The organism is Pseudomonas halotolerans, assembly GCF_039581215.1.
In the GTDB taxonomy this organism is placed as follows: domain Bacteria; phylum Pseudomonadota; class Gammaproteobacteria; order Pseudomonadales; family Pseudomonadaceae; genus Aquipseudomonas; species Aquipseudomonas tehranensis.
Genome location: NZ_JBCNTJ010000002.1, coordinates 24530 through 45626 on the forward strand (window position 1 = coordinate 24530; position 21097 = coordinate 45626).

Annotated in this window: 21 protein-coding genes; 10 read left to right on the top strand and 11 right to left on the bottom strand. The window is 59.4% G+C overall.

All coding sequences use genetic code 11. From position 1 onward, the window contains the following. The first annotated feature begins 10 nt into the window (after nt 1-10). The 3 genes from AAIS01_RS02520 (at nt 11) to AAIS01_RS02530 (ending at nt 1768) form a co-directional block, all read left to right on the top strand. On the top strand, nt 11-511 hold the full coding sequence (locus AAIS01_RS02520; protein ID WP_343467658.1) for a hypothetical protein: 501 nt from the start codon (nt 11-13) through the stop codon (nt 509-511). Nucleotides 512-752: 241 nt separating this feature from the next. Further along, on the top strand, nt 753-1463 hold the full coding sequence (locus tag AAIS01_RS02525; protein ID WP_343467659.1) for an AzlC family ABC transporter permease: 711 nt from the start codon (nt 753-755) through the stop codon (nt 1461-1463). Beyond that, entirely contained in the window at nt 1460-1768 is a 309-nt protein-coding gene (locus tag AAIS01_RS02530; protein WP_214914468.1) for an AzlD family protein, read from the top strand. The genes AAIS01_RS02525 and AAIS01_RS02530 overlap by 4 nt, the downstream gene beginning before the upstream one ends. Nucleotides 1769-1818: 50 nt before the next feature. On the opposite strand, the gene AAIS01_RS02535 is transcribed toward AAIS01_RS02530, so the two are convergent. The 6 genes from AAIS01_RS02535 to AAIS01_RS02560 all read right to left on the bottom strand — a co-directional run bounded on the left by AAIS01_RS02535 (nt 1819) and on the right by AAIS01_RS02560 (nt 7659). Next, nucleotides 1819-2025: a hypothetical protein gene (locus tag AAIS01_RS02535; RefSeq protein WP_343467661.1), complete on the bottom strand. Its 207-nt coding sequence runs from the start codon at nt 2023-2025 to the stop codon at nt 1819-1821. 204 nt (nt 2026-2229) lie between these two features. Further along, on the bottom strand, nt 2230-3444 hold the full coding sequence (locus tag AAIS01_RS02540) for an MFS transporter (RefSeq protein ID WP_343467662.1): 1215 nt from the start codon (nt 3442-3444) through the stop codon (nt 2230-2232). 40 nt (nt 3445-3484) lie between these two features. Continuing rightward, the gene (locus AAIS01_RS02545; protein ID WP_092327232.1) at nt 3485-3871 is read right to left on the bottom strand and encodes an ectoine synthase; all 387 of its coding nucleotides are present in this window, start codon (nt 3869-3871) and stop codon (nt 3485-3487) included. A 19-nt stretch (nt 3872-3890) separates the two neighbouring features. Continuing rightward, the gene (locus tag AAIS01_RS02550) at nt 3891-5078 is read right to left on the bottom strand and encodes an acyl-CoA dehydrogenase family protein (protein WP_343467663.1); all 1188 of its coding nucleotides are present in this window, start codon (nt 5076-5078) and stop codon (nt 3891-3893) included. Beyond that, entirely contained in the window at nt 5071-6102 is a 1032-nt protein-coding gene (locus tag AAIS01_RS02555; RefSeq protein ID WP_343467665.1) for a class I SAM-dependent methyltransferase, read from the bottom strand. Before AAIS01_RS02555 ends, AAIS01_RS02550 begins: the two co-directional genes overlap by 8 nt. 18 nt (nt 6103-6120) lie before the next feature. Further along, on the bottom strand, nt 6121-7659 hold the full coding sequence (locus tag AAIS01_RS02560) for a class I adenylate-forming enzyme family protein (protein WP_343467666.1): 1539 nt from the start codon (nt 7657-7659) through the stop codon (nt 6121-6123). 510 nt (nt 7660-8169) lie between these two features. Between AAIS01_RS02560 and AAIS01_RS02565 the strand changes: the two genes are divergently transcribed. Beyond that, the gene (locus tag AAIS01_RS02565) at nt 8170-8679 is read left to right on the top strand and encodes an anti-virulence regulator CigR family protein (RefSeq protein ID WP_343467667.1); all 510 of its coding nucleotides are present in this window, start codon (nt 8170-8172) and stop codon (nt 8677-8679) included. Nucleotides 8680-8836: 157 nt separating this feature from the next. Here AAIS01_RS02565 and AAIS01_RS02570 read toward each other — a convergent pair whose 3' ends face one another. After that, nucleotides 8837-10681, bottom strand: coding sequence for a sigma-54-dependent Fis family transcriptional regulator (locus AAIS01_RS02570; protein WP_343467668.1), 1845 nt, complete (start codon nt 10679-10681; stop codon nt 8837-8839). A 423-nt stretch (nt 10682-11104) separates the two neighbouring features. On the opposite strand from AAIS01_RS02570, the gene AAIS01_RS02575 reads away from it, so the two are divergent. From AAIS01_RS02575 to AAIS01_RS02600, 6 genes are all read left to right on the top strand, one after another. After that, nucleotides 11105-12199, top strand: coding sequence for an ABC transporter ATP-binding protein (locus tag AAIS01_RS02575; protein ID WP_214914482.1), 1095 nt, complete (start codon nt 11105-11107; stop codon nt 12197-12199). Then, nucleotides 12199-13308, top strand: coding sequence for an ABC transporter ATP-binding protein (locus AAIS01_RS02580; RefSeq protein ID WP_343467669.1), 1110 nt, complete (start codon nt 12199-12201; stop codon nt 13306-13308). The genes AAIS01_RS02575 and AAIS01_RS02580 overlap by 1 nt, the downstream gene beginning before the upstream one ends. Continuing rightward, nucleotides 13305-14171 carry a carbohydrate ABC transporter permease gene (locus AAIS01_RS02585; RefSeq protein ID WP_214914488.1) on the top strand — a complete coding sequence of 289 codons (867 nt, stop codon included), beginning with the start codon at nt 13305-13307 and terminating at the stop codon, nt 14169-14171. Before AAIS01_RS02580 ends, AAIS01_RS02585 begins: the two co-directional genes overlap by 4 nt. A gap of 10 nt (nt 14172-14181) precedes the next feature. Next, a complete protein-coding gene (locus tag AAIS01_RS02590) occupies nt 14182-14982 on the top strand; it encodes a carbohydrate ABC transporter permease (RefSeq protein ID WP_047228551.1) in 801 nt (266 codons plus the stop codon). 10 nt (nt 14983-14992) lie between these two features. Then, nucleotides 14993-15265: a DUF2160 domain-containing protein gene (locus tag AAIS01_RS02595; RefSeq protein ID WP_047228550.1), complete on the top strand. Its 273-nt coding sequence runs from the start codon at nt 14993-14995 to the stop codon at nt 15263-15265. 94 nt (nt 15266-15359) lie between these two features. Beyond that, a complete protein-coding gene (locus AAIS01_RS02600; RefSeq protein WP_092400469.1) occupies nt 15360-17102 on the top strand; it encodes an ABC transporter substrate-binding protein in 1743 nt (580 codons plus the stop codon). A 204-nt stretch (nt 17103-17306) separates the two neighbouring features. Here AAIS01_RS02600 and AAIS01_RS02605 read toward each other — a convergent pair whose 3' ends face one another. From AAIS01_RS02605 to AAIS01_RS02620, 4 genes are all read right to left on the bottom strand, one after another. Beyond that, nucleotides 17307-18248 (bottom strand): alpha/beta hydrolase, encoded by a 942-nt coding sequence (locus AAIS01_RS02605; RefSeq protein ID WP_343467670.1) that lies wholly within the window; start codon nt 18246-18248, stop codon nt 17307-17309. Nucleotides 18249-18347: 99 nt separating this feature from the next. Continuing rightward, nucleotides 18348-19142, bottom strand: a complete 795-nt coding sequence (locus AAIS01_RS02610; RefSeq protein WP_343467671.1) for a ChbG/HpnK family deacetylase — start codon at nt 19140-19142, stop codon at nt 18348-18350. Continuing rightward, nucleotides 19114-20289: a GNAT family N-acetyltransferase gene (locus AAIS01_RS02615; RefSeq protein WP_343467673.1), complete on the bottom strand. Its 1176-nt coding sequence runs from the start codon at nt 20287-20289 to the stop codon at nt 19114-19116. The genes AAIS01_RS02610 and AAIS01_RS02615 overlap by 29 nt, the downstream gene beginning before the upstream one ends. Nucleotides 20290-20294: 5 nt before the next feature. Beyond that, a complete protein-coding gene (locus AAIS01_RS02620) occupies nt 20295-20984 on the bottom strand; it encodes an N-acetyltransferase (protein WP_343467674.1) in 690 nt (229 codons plus the stop codon). Nucleotides 20985-21097: the final 113 nt, after the last annotated feature.

The window sequence follows — 21097 nt, forward strand, 5'->3', positions numbered from 1 at the left end:
GGAAACAGCCATGGCTTCCACCAGCAGCACGCTCGCGCCGCAAGACGAAAGCGGGATTGTCAGCGCTCTGAACGGAATCGTCACGAATACCGAAGTTATTGCTGGGGCCATCAGAACCGGCAGGCACATAGATGTCATTTTGGTTCGAGGCGGGAGCAATACGGGGTGCTTGGCGGCAGTGAATAACATGAGCGCAGGTGGAGAGCCGCCCAATGCCCATTGTGGAGCGCCCACGTTGCAACAGATGATCAGTCAGGTAGGTGGGTCTCAGCCAGGTATACCCCAGGTGAAACTACCCGAATTCACCTCCGTTCCTGCTAACTCGGCAAAATGGGCCAAGCGTGGAGGGTGGCTTGTGGTGGCGATCAATACGCAATATCTCATCGCTGGAGACGCTGGGGAGAAAGGTTGGGTTTGCCTGAAAAACGCACCACTTGTCTCGGCCAATTATATTCCTCACCCCAACCCCGTGACGGCACCGGGAGGAAAGAGTCTCCCGAATGCAGACTGATTCCACGGCTGGAGAGTTGAGTCGGTAGCAAGGAGCGCGCAGCTGGTTTGCGCGCCATCGCCCTTGGCTGCTCAGCATCTCTGCGAACGTCTCAGCGTCTTGACCAACAGCCATACAGCGATCAACCGTCATGGATCCCTGCGAAGCCAGGCTTGTCCGTGAACTATGCGCTTTTCGGGATGATGAGTCAGGCCGCATACTGGCGGCTTTTACGCAGTGGATATTTAGAAGAGGCGCTGTTTTGTCGAACGTTGAAACGCATCTACTTGAGTTAAAGCTCAATCACATCTACGACGGCTTCAAACAGCTGCTCCCCATTTCTCTGTTCGTCGTTGTATTCGGCGTCGCCTTTGGCCTGGCCGCAGCGCAGTCAGGGCTGAGTGATGTTTCTGCCGTGCTCATGAGCACGCTGGTTTTTGCCGGTGCTTCTCAATTTGCAGCGCTGGATTTATGGGGCCAACAGGTCCCGGTCGTTCCGCTGATGATCACTGTCTTCGCCATCAACGCCCGACATCTGTTGATGGGCGCCACGCTTTACCCTTGGCTGCGGGAGCTGCCGGTTGCCAAGCGCTACGGTGTAATGCTGGTGGTATCGGATGCTAACTGGGCCATGGCGATGCAGGCGTTCAGCCGGGGAAAACCTGGCCTGGGGCTCTTATTTGGCGGTGGCATCGCGCTCTGGGTCGCCTGGATCCTGGGCAGTTGGCTGGGGCTGCACTTTGGCAGTGCCATTAAAGACCCGGTCAGTTTCGGGCTCGACATGGTGATGGGGTGTTTCTTGCTGGCGATGGTCGTGGGCGGGAAGAAGAACCTGCGCATGTTCATTATCTGGACCGTGGCGGCGTGCTCATCACTATTGGCCTACTGGTACTTGCCGGCCAACAGTCATGTCGTGGTAGGCGCTTTGGCGGGGGGGCTTCTGGGCGCCCTGTGGATGGAGAAACAACCATGAATATCGAAACGGCGGGTTACGGCACGTTGATCGTCATAGTGATCATGGCCGTCGTGACGTTGGCGACGCGTTGGGGCGGGGTTTTCGTGATGTCGTTCGTGCCGATCAACTATCGGGTGCAGCAATTCATCACGGCGATGTCCGGCTCGGTGTTGGTGGCGGTGCTGGCGCCTCTGGCGGTTAAAGGTGATAACGGCGCGCGGCTGGCCCTGCTGGCCACGGCCATCGTCATGCTGACACTGAAAAAACCGCTGCCGGCGATTGCGGCCGGGATACTGGCAGCTGCTTTAGCCAGGCAGTTCTGAAGTCGTGTCGCCCGCTGACAAGCGGGCGACGGGATCAATTGACACCCAGGTCAATAATTCAGGGCAGCAACCTCCCCAAATGAATGGTCCTGCACACCAGCCATGAAGTGCAGCGGCATCTGTGGTTTTGCCTCCAGAGGTGCAATTTCGATATTCCCTACGACTTGACCTTCAAGCGCACTCAGCCGTATCGACTCTTCTTCCTTGGCCTTTGTCATTCTCGCGTGGTTCGCTGCGATTTCGTTGAGAGTTGACACGGTACATCTCCGGTGACTGACCAAGCAGTGAATAGACGGCCGCCGCGTCAGGGTTACGTCGTCCTGGGGCTGCCATGACAAGTCGCTGCAAACCCTGAGCCAGACGCGGCGGAGAACGGCGTGTCACCTCCCATTAACGACGAGTGGTGCGCACCGGGAAACTCTAACCGCGCACAGATGAATATTTAAAGACGCAGGCGGCTCTCAAAGGTCTGTGTCGGCGCTGTAGCCGTCCGGCATGCCTGCCGTTTTGTTGAAGACCACCACCACAGCGATGCCGATCAGGCTGGTGGTGAGCGCCAGCAGCAGGATCACCTGTTGCGTGCCGATAGGCGCGGCCAGCACTGCGACCAACAAGCCTGCCAGCGGTTGGGACAAGTTGTTGAGCAGCGTAATGACGCCAACGGTCTTGCCGAAATCCTGGGGTGGAATGACTTGTTGGCGGATGCTGCGCATGTACACGTTGAACATCTTGTCGAAGCCGACGACCAGCAGGAAACCGACCACATAGCCCCAAGCATGGGGGCTGAACGCGGTGATGAACGCACCGGCGGCGATCAAGGTGTATGACAGGGCACCCAGCAATTTCAAGGGCAGCGTGACCCGCGCCAGGAAGAACAGAATGATGATGGTGGTCACGGCACCGGCGGCCTGCAACCAGGCGTAGTAGTCCTTGCCGGCGCTGTACTCGCCGATCACCATGGCCGCGGAGGTGGCGAGGGTGACGCCGATGATCAGGTTGACGCCCACGGCCAGGCCAATGATTTTTTTCAGTTCGGCCAGGTTGCGAATGTGACCGAAGGCGATGCGCAGCGGGTTCAGCCAGACGTCGTGATGTTGCTCGAAGGTTTCCAGGGTGACCGCACTGGTGCGCTGCCAGTACAGCATCGCCAGGTCCGCCAGCAGGAATAGCCCGGCAATCGCCAGCACGACCCAATGCCACGCCCATACCTCCAGCATCAGCGCAGCGATCAGTGGACCCAGCACCAGCCCGGTCTGATCGGCGATCTGTGAGTACGACAAGGTCTTGGTGTAGGTGTAATGCTTGAAGATATAAGGCATCACCACTTCGCGAGCCATGATGCCCTGAGTGGTCAATACGCCGCAGACCGCCGAGAGGACGACGATCCAATAGATGCCGCCAAACATCATGAAGAGCACCACGGCTGCAACGCATGTCACGGCGCGATACACCTGGCTGATGTGCAGGATTCTGATGGGCGGGAACTTGTCGCACAGTGCGCCGCAAATCGGGAACGACAGAAAACGCGGCAGGGACTCGACAAAAAAAGCCAAGCCCGCCCAGGAGACGCTGTTGGTGGTCTGGAAAACGATCAGCGGGACGATGAACAGCAGTATCTGGTCGGCCAGCCGTGAGAGGAACATTGAAATGAAAAAGGCCAGGTAATCCTTGCGCATGGGGCTCTCGTATCAAAGTGCGGACGGACGGGACTGGGGCTCAATAGGCCGAGCCGGAGGCGTCATTCAGGTTGTGTCGTTCGTCACCCTTGAGCGGCGGGTTGAAGACGCTGACCAGAATCAGGTCCTGGTCTTTTCCGCCGCGTAGATAGTGGCGGTCGTGTTGATCGAGTACGTAAATATCGCCGGGGCGGATCGGATACACGTTGCCCTCCATGTCCTCGACTTCACCCTCACCGGCGATGCAGTAGCAGGCTTCGAGATGGTTGCGATAGTGCAGCAATGACTCTGTTCCGGCGCGCACGACGGTATGGCACACGGTGTAGCCCATGCCGTCTTTTTCGGTCAGCAACCGATGGCTGGTGCCGGCTCCCCACTCGACGAAGTGGGCAGTTTTTTCGATGTCGGATTTATTGCGAACAAACATACCTGTCTCCTGGGTGGTTTTAAGGCGTGATCAGCGTTTGGGGGCAGGCTGGCTCATCGACGACAAAGTCGGCGAAGCCCAGCATGGCGCTATCCCAATGGACGTCGCGGTGCGCCACCATGGTCTGCAGGTCGCGCCAATGACGATGAAGTGCGTTGTCGCGGGTCATGGACGAGGCACCCGCCTGTTCGACCAGGCGCTGGATAGCTTGAAGGCAAAGCCGTGCCACGTAACTGCGATCACGCTTGAGCCGCAACAGTTCTTCCGTGGACAACGGCCGTCGTGCCTGACCGGAGTCGTGCAGCATGGACACCAGTGTTGTGTACAAGGCTGTCGCCGCCGACAATTGCGCGGCGCTGTGGGCCAGCCGTTCCCTCGCCGGGGCGCCGGCCGGGCTTTTCTGCTGTTTCAGCGATTCAATGTACCCGGCATACGCCCCTTCGGCGCAGCCCAGCACAGGCCCGAGAAGGGATGTGGTGATAAAAGGTACGATCGGCACGCTGTACAGGTAGTCGCCGGATAATTCGCTGGTCCGGTGCCCGAAGATGTCTTCCAGGTGGAACACCTGTTCGGCGGGCACCAGGACATCGCGTAGCAACACATCGTGCGAGCCCGTGGCCGCCATGCCGCAGGTGTCCCACGTGTCCAGTATGTCCACATCGCGGGTTGATACCACCAGGAGCATCCTTTGTGTACCGGGAATGCCGTCGTGATCGGTCACCGGTGCGTTGAGCAATAGCCAGGTGGCTTGCTCGATACCCGAACTGAAGCGCCAGGTGCCGTTGACCCGTATCCCGTCCGCGTCCGGCGACAACCGGCTGTGGGGGCCGACCGATGCGGAGGCAAACAGCTGCGGCCGATCATCCTCAAACAACCTGCGCTGGCAAGCCCGGCTCAAGCGGCCGGCAATGGCGGCATGCCCCCCCACGAGGCTGATCATCCAGGCTGTCGAGGCGCAGGCGCGGGCGGCCAGTCGAGAGGCTTCCATCAGTGCGGGCCAGCCGGGCGTATCCAAGGAGGCACGGCGCGGGGAGACCAGTTCAAGCAACCCATCGCCGAACAGCTCGTCGAAAGTCGCCTGGCTCAATTTTCGATGCTTCTCGGCATCTGGCGCGCGCTGATGCCAGTCCGAAAGGCGTTGTCGAACCCGTTCCACGGGCGTTGGCCGGATCGCTTCGTCGAGGCTGTGCATATCGTTCTCACGCATCGGAGCGGTCCTCTTTGCGTGGCATCGGAGCGCGATTCACGTAGCCGATGGCCGAAGCCTCGAAGCAAAACCCGTCCGGTTGGTGGACCGGGCCCAGCAAATCCAGGAATTGCTCAAGTTGGGCCCCGTCATCCGTGGCAACGAACTCATAGAAATTCGTGCTGTTCCACAGCAGGTACACGTATTTGAAATGACTGGACAGCGCCTCCACCAGCTCGTGCATCAGCACCTGGCCGTTTTGCATTTGCTTCAGCATCTGCTGGCGTTTCCAGTCGATCTCTTCTTGAGAGAAATAGCGTGTCTTGAAACCGTTGTCCTTTACCCGCTCACGCTCCAGGTACTGGCCGAGATCCTCGTGGTTGAGCTTTTCAAGAAAAAACACCAGGGCGCCGGGCTTCAGCAAGGGCTTGATGTGATTGATCTGGGCTTTTCGGTCGCGGGTATAAAACTGGAAGGCCGCGGTTTCATAGACGTAATCGAACCCTTCCTGGAATCGTCCGTAAGGCCCAGCAGCGAACAATTGGGGTTGCAGGGTCAGGAACGACTGGGGATAGAACAGGGAGCATGCCGGGTTGGCATGCCGGTCGAAATGGGGTTGATTGGCTTTGTTGGGCGAGGTGGTGAAGGTGTGGATCAGACCCTGCGAATGCGCGGAGAGTGCGCGTGCGTTGCTGCCGTCAAACGCGTCGATCTCGAAAAAATTGAAGGTTTGGGACTCAGCGACCTTCCGGGCCTGTGAGAGTCGCGTGAGGGCGACGCCGATTCTGGCCATCTCTTCGAGGATGTATGGAACGCTCGCCAGGAAGTGCAGGAACAGGGGGCCAGCGTCCGCCACCAGGCGGTCGTGGTAGGCCACCACGTCGGCATCGGTAATGGCGTGCCTGAGATGGCTGGTCAATGGTTGCGCAGGAACCTGGGTTGAGCCGGTGGCCAAACGATGGAAGTGATCGGCCAGTTGCAGCATTGAGCTGCTTTTCAGGTCGTCATCCGGGCTGAAAGAGGTGGCCGGTTGTGTGGTGTGCATTTCTATCGCTCCCTGATATCAGATCAGTCCTTTGCCGGTAATTTTTCCCGAGTCGGTTTTTGGCAAGGTATCCATGAGTACGCACTGGGTCGGCACCATGTGCCAGTCCAGGAATGCCTGGCAGTGCTCCAGCAGCGCCTGCTCCGTTGTGTCTTGGCAATCGGCTTCCAACACGACGCAGGCCTTGGGGACGAACCCGGCGGACTCATCGGCAACGGGAACCACCACGACTTGTGCGACCGAAGGATGGGAAGCCAGGCATTGTTCGATTTCCCGAGGGTTCACTTTCCAGAGATGGCGGGCAAACAGGTCATCTTTGCGGCAGACGTAATAGAGATACCCTTGTGCATCCCTTCGGAAGAAGTCGCCGGTACGGTAATACCGCTCCCGACCGAAACTGTTGGATTTGAACGCCTTTGCTGTCTCTTCAGGCATCTTCCAATATTCCAGCATTAAATAGTCGCTGCTCACCAGAAGTTCGCCGACCTCTTCCGGCTCTGTCACCGGCTCGTCATGTTCGTTAACGATCACGGCATGCACGCCTTTAAGCGGTTTGCCTACCGAGCCGGGGCGCAGTGCAATATCAGCGGGCGGCAGATAACTGACTCGCTTACATTCGGTCAATCCGTAGTTGGAAAAAATATCGACGTTGGGAAGGGCTTGTCTTATTTGTTGGATATGCCGTGGGTAAAGTGGTTGGCCACTGCTGGATATATAACGAAGTGAAGGTAATTGCCGTTGCCAATGTTCGTCCATGCTTGCCAGCAGGAAAAACACTGGGGGGAAAACATGCAGGCCGGTCACCTGTTCTCGCCTGATCACTTCGAGCACGTCGTCGGCACAGTTCGCGGGTTGGCTTTCGATCACGGCCGTGCCGCCAAAGAACAACGGCATCATGATGTTGTAGACGCCGTAGTCGGAAGCCAGGGTCGAATAACTGAGAATGACATCGCTGGCGGTATTGCCCAGGTAATCGATGACGCTGGTCGCGGCCGCGATCATGATGGGGTGGTTGACCACCACGCCCTTGGGGTTGAAGGTGGATCCGGAGGTGTAGAAAATCGAGGTCGGCAGGCGCTCGTCGATATCGGGAACGGGGTGGGCCAGGTCTTCCGGAGTCAGTGTATCCAGGGCTTTGGCAAGGCTGGGCGCTTCTGCCGGGAGGTCTTGCGTTGCGTCGAAGACAAGGATTGTCTCCAGGTTCGCCTCCGAGGCCAACCCCCCTGAATCCTCATAGCGATCAGTGAGTAATACCCGGGCCTCAGTGTGCTTGAGCTGATAGAGCAGTTTGCTGCGGTTGTAGGTGGGGTGCGTTGCGGCAGTGATTGCACCCACTTTCAATACGCCCAGAAAAGCCGCAATCAGATCTGCGCTGATCCGCGAATACAGCGCCACACGATCGCCGCGCTTGACGCCGCACTTGATCAATAAGGCGGCGATCAAGGTGGCACGCTTGTGCAGGGCATCATACCGAGTGTGAACGCCGTCGATCACCAGCGCTGACTTGCCTGGTGTACGGCGGGCATTGTCTTCAAAGAAGTGATGAAAAAGAGGCATCAGCGATCCCTTGCATTAACTGCCTGTTGATTCAATTGAATCGAAGATTCACCTGGACGGCGATACTTATCGGCAAGAAGCACTACACGCCAATGCAGGATCGAGAAGAGTGTTCAGAGGCGATAGGCAGTGAGGCACTGAGAGGCGGCATAAGCGTGATCTCCTTGTTGTTTTTATTGCCATCCATGATGAAGCTGCAGCGTGAAGTCGGCCTGATAGTTCCATTCAGAAGTTTGACTGTCAAGCTTGCCGGGCCGAGCTGGCGTAAGGTTTTTGTCACCGTATCGTGACAATGTTAGAAGTCTGCAGAGAGTGTGGGAGATTGCCTAAATATCAGTCTTCAACCTAAGTAAGAATATTCTTGAAACCCCGTAAGCCCGAGTACTGATAAAAACTGAATGTTGCCTCGGTTGCGGGAGCCTGGTAACGGCGGTTATGGCGGTACGAACCTGGGGCCGTGCTGAGGGTCTACATTGACAGGGGAATATTCCCTTTCTTGAGAGCATTACCATGTTCACATCTCGCTCGTTGATTGCAGCTTTCACCTGCCTTGCTCTGGTGGCGGGTTCCGAGGTTGTCGTGGCGGACCCAGGTAACGGCAAGGGCAACGCACAATTCGATCAAGGCCAGGGCCAGGGGCAAGGAGGAAAAGGAGGGCAGGGCAACAAGGGTGGGCAGGGGAATTCCGGCAACAAAGGCAACCAGGGTGGCAAGGGCAACCCGGGTGGTGGCGGCGATTGGCACAACGGCCCCAGCATCGACCGCGGCGGCGTTCTTGGCCTGATCAGCGGCCATCGTGATTATTGGAGCCCCGGTCCGCCACTGCCACCGGGTATCCAGAAAAACCTTGCCCGAGGCAAACCACTGCCACCCGGCATCGCCAAGAAGCTGGACGGTCGCTTGCTGGGGCGCTTGCCGCACTATGACGGATATGAATGGCAGCAGGTGGGCACGGACCTGATTCTGGTGGCGATTGCCAGCGGCATCATCTACGAAGTGCTCAACGGTGCGTTCGACTGACCCGGTGTTCCAACTGAATCTCCTGTGGGAGCGAGCTTGCTCGCGATGGCGTCGTGTCAGTCACTTCATCGTTGGCTGAACTGACGCTATCGCGAGCAAGCTCGCTCCCACAGGTTTCGCGGATGTTCACGCAATCGGTTATGGGGCAGGGGTTGCATCAGTTTTCCAGTTGTCGCAAGCGTTTGTACAGGGTGTTGCGGCTGACCCCCAGCCGTCGCGCCAGGTGCGAAATGTTCCCGCCCACCGCCTGCAACTGGCGGTTCAGGTCCTCGACATCGTTCAGGTCGACCGTCAGCGGCTCCGGTGTTTCCACCGGTTCCATATCAAGATCAATGAAGAAGTCGTCCGGCAGATGTTCCGGGCGGATCGGCTGCTCCTCGGCCATCGCCAGGGCCACTTGCAGCACGCTGCTGACCTGGCGCAGGTTGCCTGGCCACGGATGGCGTTCGAACAGATCCAGCACTTCGCGGCTCAGGCCGGCCCATTGCGTGGGTTCGCGGTGGTGTTCCCAAAGGCGTTTGAACAGGGCCTGTTTGTCACTGCGTTCACGCAGGGGCGGCAGTTCCAGGGTCAGGCCGCCGATGCGGTAGTAGAGGTCTTCGCGGAACCGACCCAATTGCACCTGTTCGCGTAGAGAGCGGTTGGTGGCGGAGATGATGCGAATGTCCACCGGGAACAGCTCGGCGCTGCCCACCGGCTGCACGCAACGTTCCTGCAATACCCGCAGCAACCGGGCCTGAGTCGGGAGGGGCATGTCACCGATCTCATCAAGGAACAGGGTGCCGCGGTCGGCCTTGCGGATCAGGCCGATACTGCCTTTTTGATTGGCGCCGGTGAAGGCGCCTTTTTCGTAACCGAACAGTTCCGATTCCACCAGCTCGGCGGGGATCGCCGCGCAGTTGACCGCAATGAACGGCTGCTTGCTGCGTGAGCTGGCCTGGTGCAGGGCTTTGACGAACACTTCCTTGCCGACGCCGGTTTCGCCGTGGATCAGCAGGGGAATGTCTTTCTCCAACAGACGTTCGGCCTGGCGCACGGCTTTTTCCACGCGGCTGTCACCGAAGTGCAGGGTATTGAGACTGAACCCGTTCGCCGCCGGGGCGGATGAGGGCGTTGGATCGTTGAAGACCCGGGCCTTGACCGTGACCTGCTGCGGGCGTCTGAGCAAGCACTGGAAGCGATTGCTCCCCGACGCTTGCAGGGCGAACGGCAGGCCGTCGGGCTGGTTCAGCAACTCCAGGAGCGAAACCTTGAACAGGCTTTCGATGCTCACCCGCGACAGGCGCAGGCCCAGCAGATTATCGGCGCGCCGGTTGGCGGAAAGCACCTGGCCGGTTTCATCGAAAATCAGCAGCCCGGCCCATTGGCTGTCGAGGTTGTTCAAGCCGGTGTTGAAGGTCAGCTGGAAATGTTCACCGCGAAACAGGTTGAGGATCAGCCGGTTTTCCACGGTCTGGCTCATCATCTTGACCATGCCCAGGGTGTGGGAGGGCGGCAGGTAGCTGTCGCTGGAAACGTCCAGCACGGCGATGACCTTGCGCTCGGCGTCGAAGATCGGCGCGGCGGAGCCGGTCATGAAGCGGTTGGCCTTGAGGAAGTGTTCATCGTGTTCGATGTGCACCGCCTGTTCACAGGCCAGCGCAGTGCCGATGGCGTTGGTGCCGCTGCAGCGCTCCATCCAGCTCGCCCCGGCACTGAAGCCATGGGCCAGTTTCGGTTCGATAAAGCGCTGGGTGCCCCAGGAGGTCAGCACCTGGCCCTGGTTGTCGGCCAGCATGATCAGGCAATTGGAGTTGCTCAGGATGTTTTCGTAATACGGCAGGACTTCCTGGTGGGTGGTCTGCACCAGCGAATGCTGGCTTTCCAGCAGTTGGGCAATGCCTTCGGCGGGCAATTGATCGAAGGCAGGCACACTCTGGTGATTCAGACCAAAGGCGCGGCAGCGGGACCAGGAGGCCTGGATGATGGCTTCGTGGGACAAGGCTGGAGCAGGTGCGGCCATGGGGCACTCTCGCAGATGTTGTTTTTATTGTTGTGATAAGTCTCGCACATCCTCCTTGTGCTGGGGCATGCCTGAATGCCACTTGATACACAGACCCTTGTGGGAGCGGGCTTGCTCGCGAAGGCGGCGTGTCAGCCGGTAAAAATATCGACTGACACGCCGCCTTCGCGAGCAAGCCCGCTCCCACAGGATCGAAGTCAGGCTTGCCGAAAAACGTTCATTCAGTGTTGTTCAAAAATGTTCATTGTCAACCGCTGAACTGTTCAGTTGTTCAGTCCAGGTTGTTCACTTTCGTTCATCAACGAACCTAATTCCCTGAGGCTTTTTAGAAAAATTAAGCATTATCAATGGCTTGGTATTTTTGGCACGGCTTTCGCTTTTAGACTCGGGTCGCTTGACTCCAAATAATAAAAAGGCCGAGCCATGTCATTAACGCTTGAGCACATTTGTCGCACCGTCGAAGGCCAGACCTGGATCGACGATGCCAACCTGAGTTTCGAACCCGGATCCTTTAACGTTCTGCTGGGCCGCACGCTGTCCGGCAAGACCAGCCTCATGCGCCTGATGGCCGGCCTGGACAAGCCCGACAGCGGTCGCATCCTGATGAACGGCGTCGACGTCACCCAGCGCCCGGTGCGCCTGCGGAATGTGTCGATGGTTTATCAGCAGTTCATCAACTACCCGACCATGACCGTGTTCGAAAACATCGCCTCGCCGCTGCGCCAGGCCGGTGTGTCCAACGAGGTGATCCAGAGCAAGGTGCTGGAAACCGCGAAGATGCTGCGCATTGAGAAGTTCCTGCAGCGTCACCCGTTGGAGTTGTCCGGTGGTCAACAGCAGCGCACCGCCATGGCCAGGGCGCTGGTCAAGGATGCCGAACTGATCCTGTTCGACGAGCCCCTGGTGAACCTGGACTACAAGCTGCGCGAGGAGCTTCGCCAGGAAATGCGCGAACTGTTCCAGGCCCGTCACACCATCGCCGTGTACGCCACCACCGAACCCAACGAAGCCCTGGCTTTGGGCGGCACCACGACGATTCTGCATGAGGGCCGGGTGATCCAGAGCGGCAAGTCGGCCTCGGTGTATCACCAGCCACAAACCGTACTGGCCGCCGAGCTGTTCTCCGAGCCACCGATCAATCTCATGCCGGGTCGTATCGCCGGCAATGAAGTGAGCTTTGCCAATTTCGTGCACTTTCCGTTGAACGTCGATCTGCGGCCGGTGGGCGAGGGTGAGTTCCGCTTCGGTGTGCGGCCCAGCCATATTTCCCTGGTGCCGAGCAACGACGACGACCTGGAACTGGCGGTGACCGTCGAGGTGGCCGAGATCAGCGGTTCGGAGACGTTCCTGCACGTGCGCAACGAGCATTTCCTGGTGGTGCTGCACTTGTCCGGCGTCCATGAGTACGACGTGGATGAGCCGATTCGCATCTACATTCCGACTCACAAACTGTTTGTCTTCGACGCTCAGGGCAAGCTGGTCCAAGCCCCGGGCCAGCGTATTGCGAGGGTTGCCTGATGGCTGAAATTCGTTTGCAGAACCTCGCCCACAGCTACACCAGCACCCCGGCGGGCCCTGAGGATTACGCGATCCGCGAGATGAACCACATCTGGGAGCAGGGCGGTGCCTATGCGCTGCTCGGGCCATCGGGCTGCGGAAAATCCACCTTGCTCAATATCATTTCCGGACTGCTGAGCCCTTCCGAAGGCCAGGTGATGTTCGACAGTAAAGTCGTCAACGAGCTGACCCCGGAGCATCGCAACATTGCCCAGGTGTTCCAGTTCCCGGTGGTGTACGACACCATGACGGTGTTCGACAACCTGGCCTTCCCGCTGCGCAACCAGGGCATGGCCGAGGCGAAAATCCACACCAAGGTGCAGGAAATCGCCGAGGTCCTGGACCTGCAGAGCCTGCTGGACAAAAAGGCCCGTAACCTTACCGCCGACGAAAAACAGAAAGTCTCCATGGGCCGCGGGTTGGTGCGCGACGATGTGTCGGCAATTCTGTTCGACGAACCGCTGACGGTGATCGACCCGCACCTGAAATGGAAACTGCGGCGCAAGCTCAAGCAGATCCACGAGCAGTTCAACATCACCATGGTCTACGTCACTCACGACCAGTTGGAAGCGTCCACCTTCGCCGACAAGATCGCGGTGATGTATGGCGGCCAGATCGTGCAGTTCGGTACGCCCCGGGAGTTGTTCGAGCGTCCGAGCCACACCTTTGTCGGCTATTTCATCGGCAGCCCGGGGATGAACCTGATCGAGGTCACCGCGCAACCCGGCGGCGTCGGGTTCGCCTCCACCCACCTTCCGCTGTCCGAAACGTTGCAACGCGCCATTGCCCAGGCCGAAGGCAAAAGCCTGAAGGTGGGTATTCGTCCTGAATTCGTCCATGTCTGGGACGGGCCTTACGACGATGCGATGCAGGCCAAGGTCGTTCACGTCGAAGACCTGGGCACTTACAAGATCCTCACCCTCAACCTCGACGGCGCGCCGATCAAGGTGCGCCTGGCCGAAGACAAACCGGTGCCCGAAGGCACCGCCTACATCAGTTTTCCCGGTCAATGGCTGATGGTGTATGCCGATGAATACCTGCTGGAACCGTTGAGCGAGGTGCAGCCATGAACAAGGTGCAGAACAACAAGGCCTGGTGGCTGGTGTTGCCGGTGTTCCTGCTGGTGGCGTTCAGTGCGGTGATCCCGATGATGACCGTGGTCAACTATTCGGTGCAGGATATTTTCGACCAGTCCAGCCGCTATTTCGTCGGTGCCGAGTGGTACAAACAGGTGCTGCTCGATCCCCGGCTGCACGACTCGCTGCTGCGTCAGTTCATCTATTCGGCGTGCGTGCTGCTGATTGAGATTCCGTTGGGGATCGCCATCGCCCTGACCATGCCGACCAAAGGCAAATGGTCATCCCTGGTGTTGATCATCCTGGCGATTCCGCTGCTGATTCCATGGAACGTGGTGGGCACTATCTGGCAGATTTTCGGCCGCGCCGACATCGGCCTGATGGGCTCCACGCTCAACGCCATGGGCATCAACTACAACTACGCAGCCAACACCATGGACGCCTGGGTTACGGTCTTGGTGATGGACGTCTGGCATTGGACGTCCCTGGTGGCGCTGCTGTGCTATTCCGGATTGCGGGCGATTCCGGACGTGTATTACCAGGCCGCGCGAATCGACCGGGCTTCCAACTGGGCGGTGTTCCGACATATTCAGTTGCCGAAGATGAAGAGTGTGCTGCTGATCGCGGTGATGCTGCGCTTCATGGACAGCTTCATGATCTACACCGAGCCATTCGTGCTCACCGGCGGCGGGCCGGGTAACGCCACCACGTTCCTGAGCCAGACCCTGACGCAGATGGCCATCGGTCAATTCGACCTGGGCCCGGCGGCGGCGTTTTCCCTGGTGTACTTCCTGATCATTCTGTTGGTGTCGTGGCTGTTCTATACCGCCATGACTCACTCCGACGCCAACCGTTGAGGCCCGCGCCATGAGCAAGAGAAAGCTGATTCCGTTGCTGATCTACATCCTGTTCCTGCTGGTGCCCATCTACTGGCTGCTGAACATGTCGTTCAAGAGCAACACCGAGATCCTCGGCACCCTGACGCTGTGGCCCCAGGATTTCACCTTCCAGAACTACAAGGTGATCTTCACCGACCCGAGCTGGTACACCGGTTACCTGAACTCGCTGTACTACGTCAGCCTGAACACGGTGATTTCCCTGGCCGTGGCGTTGCCGGCGGCCTATGCGTTTTCCCGCTACCGGTTCCTGGGGGACAAACACTTGTTCTTCTGGCTGTTGACCAACCGTATGGCGCCGCCGGCAGTGTTCCTGTTGCCGTTCTTCCAGCTGTACTCGTCCATCGGGCTGTTCGACACCCATATCGCCGTGGCCTTGGCCCACTGCCTGTTCAACGTGCCGTTGGCGGTGTGGATCCTCGAAGGTTTCATGTCCGGGGTGCCCAAAGAAATTGATGAGACCGCCTACATTGACGGCTACAGTTTCCCCAAGTTCTTCGCGAAGATCTTCATCCCGTTGATTGGCTCCGGCATTGGTGTCACGGCGTTTTTCTGCTTCATGTTTTCCTGGGTCGAACTGCTGCTGGCGCGCACCCTCACCTCGGTGAATGCCAAGCCGATCGCGGCGGTCATGACCCGCACGGTCTCGGCATCGGGTATCGATTGGGGTGTGCTGGCGGCGGCGGGGGTATTGACTATCCTGCCAGGCATGCTGGTGATCTGGTTCGTACGCAACCATGTGGCCAAGGGCTTTGCCCTGGGCCGGGTCTGAGGAGACGATGATGGAATGGATGAACTGGACCGGCCCGACGGCGGCCTTTTTTGGGGTCATCGCCTTGCTGTTGGCAGGCATGACTACGTGGGAACTGCGTTCGCCGAGTATCCCTCGGCGCGGTTTCCTGCCGATTGCCACCACCCGTGGCGATCGGCTGTTTATCGGTCTTCTCGGTAGCGCCTACCTGCATCTGCTGGTGATTGGCGCCACCGACTGGAGCATCTGGATAGCGTTCGCGTTGTCTTTGGTGTGGCTGTTGGCAGTGATGCGGTGGGGCTAAGTGGTCTGTGTCGCTAATTCGTGCACTCGAATTACCGTACAGGCCACGTCGAAGGTTCGACGATCAGGCTCTTAAACCCAAACAGGAGGTCTCTATGTTCGATAAAAACAATAAGCTGCGACATAGCGTTTCATTGGCAGCCGTGCTGGCACTCAGCGGGCTGAGCGCTGCGGCCTGGGCCGACGCCTATGAAGACGCGGCGAAAAAATGGATTGGCAGTGAATTCAAGCCGTCTACCCTGACAGCCGAACAGCAGCTCGAAGAGCTCAAGTGGTTCATCAAGGCGTCCGAGCCGTTTCGCGGCATGAAAATCAACGTGGTGTCGGAAACCATCGCCACTCACGAATATGAATCCAAGGTGCTGGCCAAGGCCTTCAGGGACATCACCGGGATCGAGCTGACCCACGACCTGTTGCAGGAAGGCGACGTGGTGGAGAAGCTGCAGACCCAGATGCAGTCGGACAAGAACATCTACGACGGTTGGGTCAACGACTCGGACCTGATCGGGACGCACTTTCGCTACGGCAAGACCGAATCGATCACCGATATGATGGCCAACGAAGGCAAGGCCTACACCTCGCCGACCCTGGACCTCAAGGACTTCATCGGCACATCGTTCACCACCGGCCCCGACGGCAAGCTCTATCAACTGCCCGACCAGCAATTCGCCAACCTGTACTGGTTCCGTGCCGACTGGTTCGAGCGTGCGGACCTGAAGGCCAAGTTCAAGGAGAAATACGGCTACGAGCTGGGTGTACCGGTGAACTGGTCGGCCTACGAGGACATCGCCAAGTTCTTCACCGAAGACGTCAAGGAAATCGACGGCAAGCGCGTCTACGGTCACATGGACTACGGCAAAAAGGATCCTTCCCTGGGCTGGCGCTTCACCGATGCCTGGTTTTCCATGGCCGGTGGCGGCGACAAGGGCCTGCCCAACGGTTTGCCAGTGGACGAGTGGGGGATTCGCGTCGAGAACTGCCATCCGGTCGGCTCCAGCGTGACCCGTGGTGGCGATACCAATGGCCCGGCGGCCGTGTACGCGACCACCAAATACGTGGACTGGATGAAGAAGTACGCGCCACCGGAAGCGGCCGGCATGACCTTCTCCGAATCCGGACCGGTGCCGTCGCAAGGCAACATCGCCCAGCAGATTTTCTGGTACACCGCTTTCACTGCTGACATGACCAAGCCGGGCCTGCCGGTGATGAACGCCGATGGCACGCCGAAATGGCGCATGGCGCCGTCGCCGCGCGGACCGTATTGGGAAGAGGGCATGAAGCTGGGGTATCAGGATGTGGGTTCCTGGACGTTCCTCAAATCCACGCCTGAGAAACAGCGGCTTGCCGCCTGGCTCTACGCGCAATTCGTGACGTCCAAGACGGTGTCGCTGAAGAAAACCATTGTGGGTTTGACGCCGATTCGTGAATCGGACATCAATTCCCAAGCCATGACCGACCTGGCGCCGAAACTCGGTGGTCTGGTGGAGTTCTACCGCAGCCCTGCTCGCGTGCAATGGTCCCCGACCGGGACCAACGTGCCGGATTATCCTCGCCTTGCGCAGCTGTGGTGGAGCCACATCGCCGAAGCCGCCAGCGGCGAGAAGACTCCGCAACAGGCTCTCGACGGTTTGGCCAAGGATCAGGACGCGATCATGACCCGTCTGGAACGCTCCAAGGCCCAGGCCACCTGCGCCCCGAAAATGAACCCCGAGCGCGACGCGCAATACTGGTTCGACCAGCCGGGCGCACCGAAGCCGAAACTGGCCAACGAGAAGCCTAAGGGTGAGACAGTGAGCTACGCCGAGCTGCTGAAATCCTGGGAAGCGGCACGTAAGTAAAGCAGGACCTGCAATGAAAAAACGGCACCGCAAGGTGCCGTTTTTTTTTTCGTGTCTGGCTCCAAAGGGCGTCTGAAGTGCACACAACTTCCTGTGGGAGCGAGCCTGCTCGCGATGACGGCAGCACATCCAGCCTGTATGCAAACTGACCCACCGCCATCGCGAGCAGGCTCGCTCCCACAGGGGGATTGGCGGCAAAGGTGATCAGCCAGCCTTGGCCGCTCTGGTAGGAGGGTGGCCGGCCACCGGCGATGGCCCGGCTTTCATCAGGGCCTCCAATGCCTGCCGATAGGTGCTGCCCGCCAGGTTCATGCTGTTGTTGTGCGTCGCGCCCGGCACCAGCAACAGGCGCTTTGGCTCCTGGGCGGCGTTGAACAATTGCTCACTGAAACGCGGCGGGACGTAGCGGTCGGCGGCGCCGTGCACCACCAGCAACGGCATGTTGATCTCGCGGATCTTGTCGATGGAGTCGAATTTCTGCGACAGCAACCAGCGCACCGGCAGGGACGTGTTGGCCATGGCGGTGGCGACATCGCCCAGGGAGGTGAACGTGGACTCGATGACCAGACCACGGGCGGGCACGAGGCTGCCGTCTTTCGCCGCCTTCTGGCCCAGTTCCGCAGCGAGGTCGACGGCGACGGCGCCACCCAGGGAGTGGCCGTAGATCAGCCGCAGGGCCGGATCCGGTTGCAGCACTTCAAGACGCTCCCAGGCAATGCGCGCATCTTCATAGACGCTGGCTTCCGACGGCAGATCGCCCTGGCTTTTGCCGAAACCCCGGTAATCGATGGCCAGCACCGAAAAGCCCAGGGCCCTTAACTGCCGAATACGAAACAACTGACCGGTCAGGTTCCAGCGCACCCCGTGCAGGTACAGAATCGCCGGCGCGTTCTTGCGTTCGGCCGGCCACCACCAGCCGTGGATACTTTCCCCGGCCTTGAAGCTTTTGGGCTTGAGGTCGAACTCCTGGACGTCGCCCGGCAAGCCGCTGAACCAGGTCGCCGTCCCCGGCTCGATGCGAAATACCAGCTCGCGCTCCTTGTGCTGCAACACGCCACAGCCCACCGGCAGCCCGATCACCAGTGTGATCATGCAGAGCAAAGCCAGCCAGCGTCGCCCAAGGCGGGAGAGAAGAGACGAAGACATCGATGCGATTCGCTGCTCAAGACATGAAGGTGCTTTTTTATCAGATTCGTCTGAAGGATGGATGGATTTCGGATGGCCTGTTTGGTCGCGTCTCTCGAATCACTGCACATCCCCATATTCGCTCAGCCTCAACACCTTTACCGCCGCGCTGTATGCCACCCTCGGCACGCCCGCCAGGCGTCTGTGCAGCACGTGGGTCAATGAGTCCCCTGGCGCCAGGCTCGCGTCGCCAAAATCCTCTTCCAGATGCAATGGATGAACGATCACCTCAAGCGAACCGTGGCCCGGCGGCGCCGTATGGTGCAGGTCAGCCGGTGTGCAGACGTAGTCGGCCGTTGCGCCGCACAGACTGCGCAGGCGGCGGTTGAGCAACGTTTTGAACAGGCGCTTGGGCAGGTTAAGGTTCGCCCCCAGGTTGCGCGCCAGTCGAATCGGCACGCCCTGTCGGGCAGCGAAGCGGGCCACCAGCTCCCCAATGGGCCAGATGTTATGCACGTGTTGATGGGAGTCGAGGTGGCTGGGCTGCAGGCCGTGGTCCAGGCAACGTTGCCATTGGGCATCGAGTTCTTCCTGTACCGCGGTGAGGTCCTTTGAACCGAGGCGCAGGCAGTAGCGCGAGAGATTCAGGTCGAACTCGCCGTGGGCGTCGCAAAACGCCGGTCGCCGAGCAATGGTCTGGCTCAGTGGGCGGCCGTAGCTGAGGTTGAAATGCAAGCCGATTCGGCCGTCGAGCAGTGGTTGTCGAGCCATTTCACAGGCTTGCTCGAAAGCCGGCATATTGGCCATGGCCGTGGCCGAGCTGATCACGCCCGCTTCGAAGGCTCGCAGGATGAGCGCGTTTTCGTTCAGGTCGAGTCCGAAGTCGTCAGCGTTGACGATCACTTGGCGGGGCATTCACATTCTCCTTGTGCTTGGCGGGCGATGGCGAAGCGGCTGTTGCGGTTTGCCCGGCGGGGCGCTTGTGCAGCAGCGGCTTGAGGCTTTTCCATAACCGTAAGGCCAGCCCCAATACCAGGCCGTCGGGCTGCCACGAATAAAAACTCCAACGCCAGTGCTCCAGTTGTCCGGTCATGCGTTCATGCAGTTGATGGCTGGAGTTCTCCAGGCTGACCCGCGACGCATCGATCCAGCGCCAGTTGTCATCGAGCCCCCAGCGAATCCACTCCTCAAGCAGAACCCGGCCGCTGCCCAGATCGGCATGCTGCGGCAGGAACGCCAGGTTGTAGTCGTACAGCCGTCCCTGGTCCAGCAGGCCGAGGCGATAACTGATGCAGCGACCGTCCAGCTCCAGCATCACCACCCGCACCATGCCCTCGGCGGCGAGCGCCGTGAAGGCGTGATTCATCCATTGCCGACGCCCGGGGTCGGCAAAAATGCCGACACCTTCTTCGCCCTTCCAGCTGGCTGCTTCGACTTCGGCAAGGTCGTGCAGCAGCAGGCCCATGCTGATGGCGTCCGGCGTCACCCGGCGGACCTGGGCACCGCAGGCGGCGATTCGCTTGCGCGCCCGGCGTAACTTGTAGCGCGGATCACCGGAAATTTCCTGGCGGTCGCTGTCGCTGATCAAATGCACCGGCACCCGACAACTGAGCCGCCGTTCCCCGGTGGAGCTCAGGGCCATCCAGGCACTGAGGACGCTGCCTTCACCCACCGGCTCGGTGACTTCATTCAACTGCAGCAACGCATGGGGTAGATGTTGGCGGATCTGCATCAGCGCTTCTGCCATCCCCTCGGCGTCCAGGCGTATCAGCGGTGCGATGCGGTCAGCCAATGGATAGCCCAAGTGACGCAATACCCGAAACCGCAGCCCGCCGATGCGCTCGCGCCCCGCTATCAGCGGCAGACACAGGCACAGTGTCTGATCCTGCCAGCCAAGCAGTACGTTGAGCTGCTGATCGGGCAGCAGCGCAAATTCCGCAGCTTGCAGCCAGGCCAAGGTGTTGAACGGTGTAGTGTCGGCCACCTGGGTTCGCAGCTGTTCATAAGCTGTTGCGGGGAAGTCCGCACCCAGGGAGCGGCACCATTGGAACCTGACCGCCATGGACATCAGGCCGTCGCCGTGGTGGCGGTTGGCTGCGCGGGTTTGCGAAACGCCTCCAGCAGCGAGCCGCTATAGAACGTGTCGCGGAAAAAGCGCCAGCGGCCAAACAGGCAATACACATGGGTGATTTGGCCGCGCTCTTGATAGTCCATGCGCAAGTGCAGTTTGACGGCTGGAATATTCTCCAGATCGCAGACATCGACTACTTTGTCGCTGCCTTTGTCGGCCATGGTCTTCCAGAGATCCAGTTGCACGTCCACCGACAACTGACTGCCCCAATAGGCGCGGATCATTTCACCGCCGAACTCGAAGAACTCGCCCGGTTTGACCGGGAACCAGCAACCATAGAAGTGGCGGTCGAAATAGTCGCGTTGACTGCCCCAGATGAAACTCACGGTGTCGCCCTTGTTGTCCAGGTACATCAAGCCGGTGTGGCCTTCGGCTGCCAGCTCACGCATGGTCTCGACGCGGTCGCCGAAGTGGGTGGCGAAAGCATCGGCATTGCTGGTAGTGATGACTTCCCGGCGCAACGGTGAGTAAGGCTTGAGTTTGCAGGGTCGAATCGGGCTCACCAGATCACGCTCCATCCATATCAGTTGCGAATGGAAAAACACGTAGCGTCGGCACAGTTTTTTGAGGACGGTGCGCAGGCCTTTCTTCTGGATGCGGTCAAGCAGTTTTTGCAGAACGTTCATGGTGCCTCCTGACGGGTGGCGGGTTGGGGAGTGGCCACCATCGCGAGCTGGCTCGCGATGGCGGTTTGGCTGACGAGCACATTCATGCTGATGTCCCCATCAGCCTGCGGCGT

Excerpts from the sequence above, each read along its gene's own strand:
- AAIS01_RS02590 (WP_047228551.1), top strand. The coding sequence starts at position 14,182 with ATGAGCAAGAGAAAGCTGATTCCGTTGCTGATCTACATCCTGTTCCTG.
- AAIS01_RS02605 (WP_343467670.1), bottom strand. The coding sequence starts at position 18,248 with ATGTCTTCGTCTCTTCTCTCCCGCCTTGGGCGACGCTGGCTGGCTTTG.
- AAIS01_RS02550 (WP_343467663.1), bottom strand. The coding sequence starts at position 5,078 with ATGCGTGAGAACGATATGCACAGCCTCGACGAAGCGATCCGGCCAACG.
- AAIS01_RS02540 (WP_343467662.1), bottom strand. The coding sequence starts at position 3,444 with ATGCGCAAGGATTACCTGGCCTTTTTCATTTCAATGTTCCTCTCACGG.
- AAIS01_RS02565 (WP_343467667.1), top strand. The coding sequence starts at position 8,170 with ATGTTCACATCTCGCTCGTTGATTGCAGCTTTCACCTGCCTTGCTCTG.
- AAIS01_RS02610 (WP_343467671.1), bottom strand. The coding sequence starts at position 19,142 with ATGCCCCGCCAAGTGATCGTCAACGCTGACGACTTCGGACTCGACCTG.
- AAIS01_RS02580 (WP_343467669.1), top strand. The coding sequence starts at position 12,199 with ATGGCTGAAATTCGTTTGCAGAACCTCGCCCACAGCTACACCAGCACC.
- AAIS01_RS02570 (WP_343467668.1), bottom strand. The coding sequence starts at position 10,681 with ATGGCCGCACCTGCTCCAGCCTTGTCCCACGAAGCCATCATCCAGGCC.
- AAIS01_RS02585 (WP_214914488.1), top strand. The coding sequence starts at position 13,305 with ATGAACAAGGTGCAGAACAACAAGGCCTGGTGGCTGGTGTTGCCGGTG.
- AAIS01_RS02600 (WP_092400469.1), top strand. The coding sequence starts at position 15,360 with ATGTTCGATAAAAACAATAAGCTGCGACATAGCGTTTCATTGGCAGCC.
- AAIS01_RS02620 (WP_343467674.1), bottom strand. The coding sequence starts at position 20,984 with ATGAACGTTCTGCAAAAACTGCTTGACCGCATCCAGAAGAAAGGCCTG.
- AAIS01_RS02575 (WP_214914482.1), top strand. The coding sequence starts at position 11,105 with ATGTCATTAACGCTTGAGCACATTTGTCGCACCGTCGAAGGCCAGACC.
- AAIS01_RS02545 (WP_092327232.1), bottom strand. The coding sequence starts at position 3,871 with ATGTTTGTTCGCAATAAATCCGACATCGAAAAAACTGCCCACTTCGTC.
- AAIS01_RS02520 (WP_343467658.1), top strand. The coding sequence starts at position 11 with ATGGCTTCCACCAGCAGCACGCTCGCGCCGCAAGACGAAAGCGGGATT.
- AAIS01_RS02555 (WP_343467665.1), bottom strand. The coding sequence starts at position 6,102 with ATGCACACCACACAACCGGCCACCTCTTTCAGCCCGGATGACGACCTG.
- AAIS01_RS02530 (WP_214914468.1), top strand. The coding sequence starts at position 1,460 with ATGAATATCGAAACGGCGGGTTACGGCACGTTGATCGTCATAGTGATC.
- AAIS01_RS02560 (WP_343467666.1), bottom strand. The coding sequence starts at position 7,659 with ATGCCTCTTTTTCATCACTTCTTTGAAGACAATGCCCGCCGTACACCA.
- AAIS01_RS02615 (WP_343467673.1), bottom strand. The coding sequence starts at position 20,289 with ATGGCGGTCAGGTTCCAATGGTGCCGCTCCCTGGGTGCGGACTTCCCC.
- AAIS01_RS02595 (WP_047228550.1), top strand. The coding sequence starts at position 14,993 with ATGGAATGGATGAACTGGACCGGCCCGACGGCGGCCTTTTTTGGGGTC.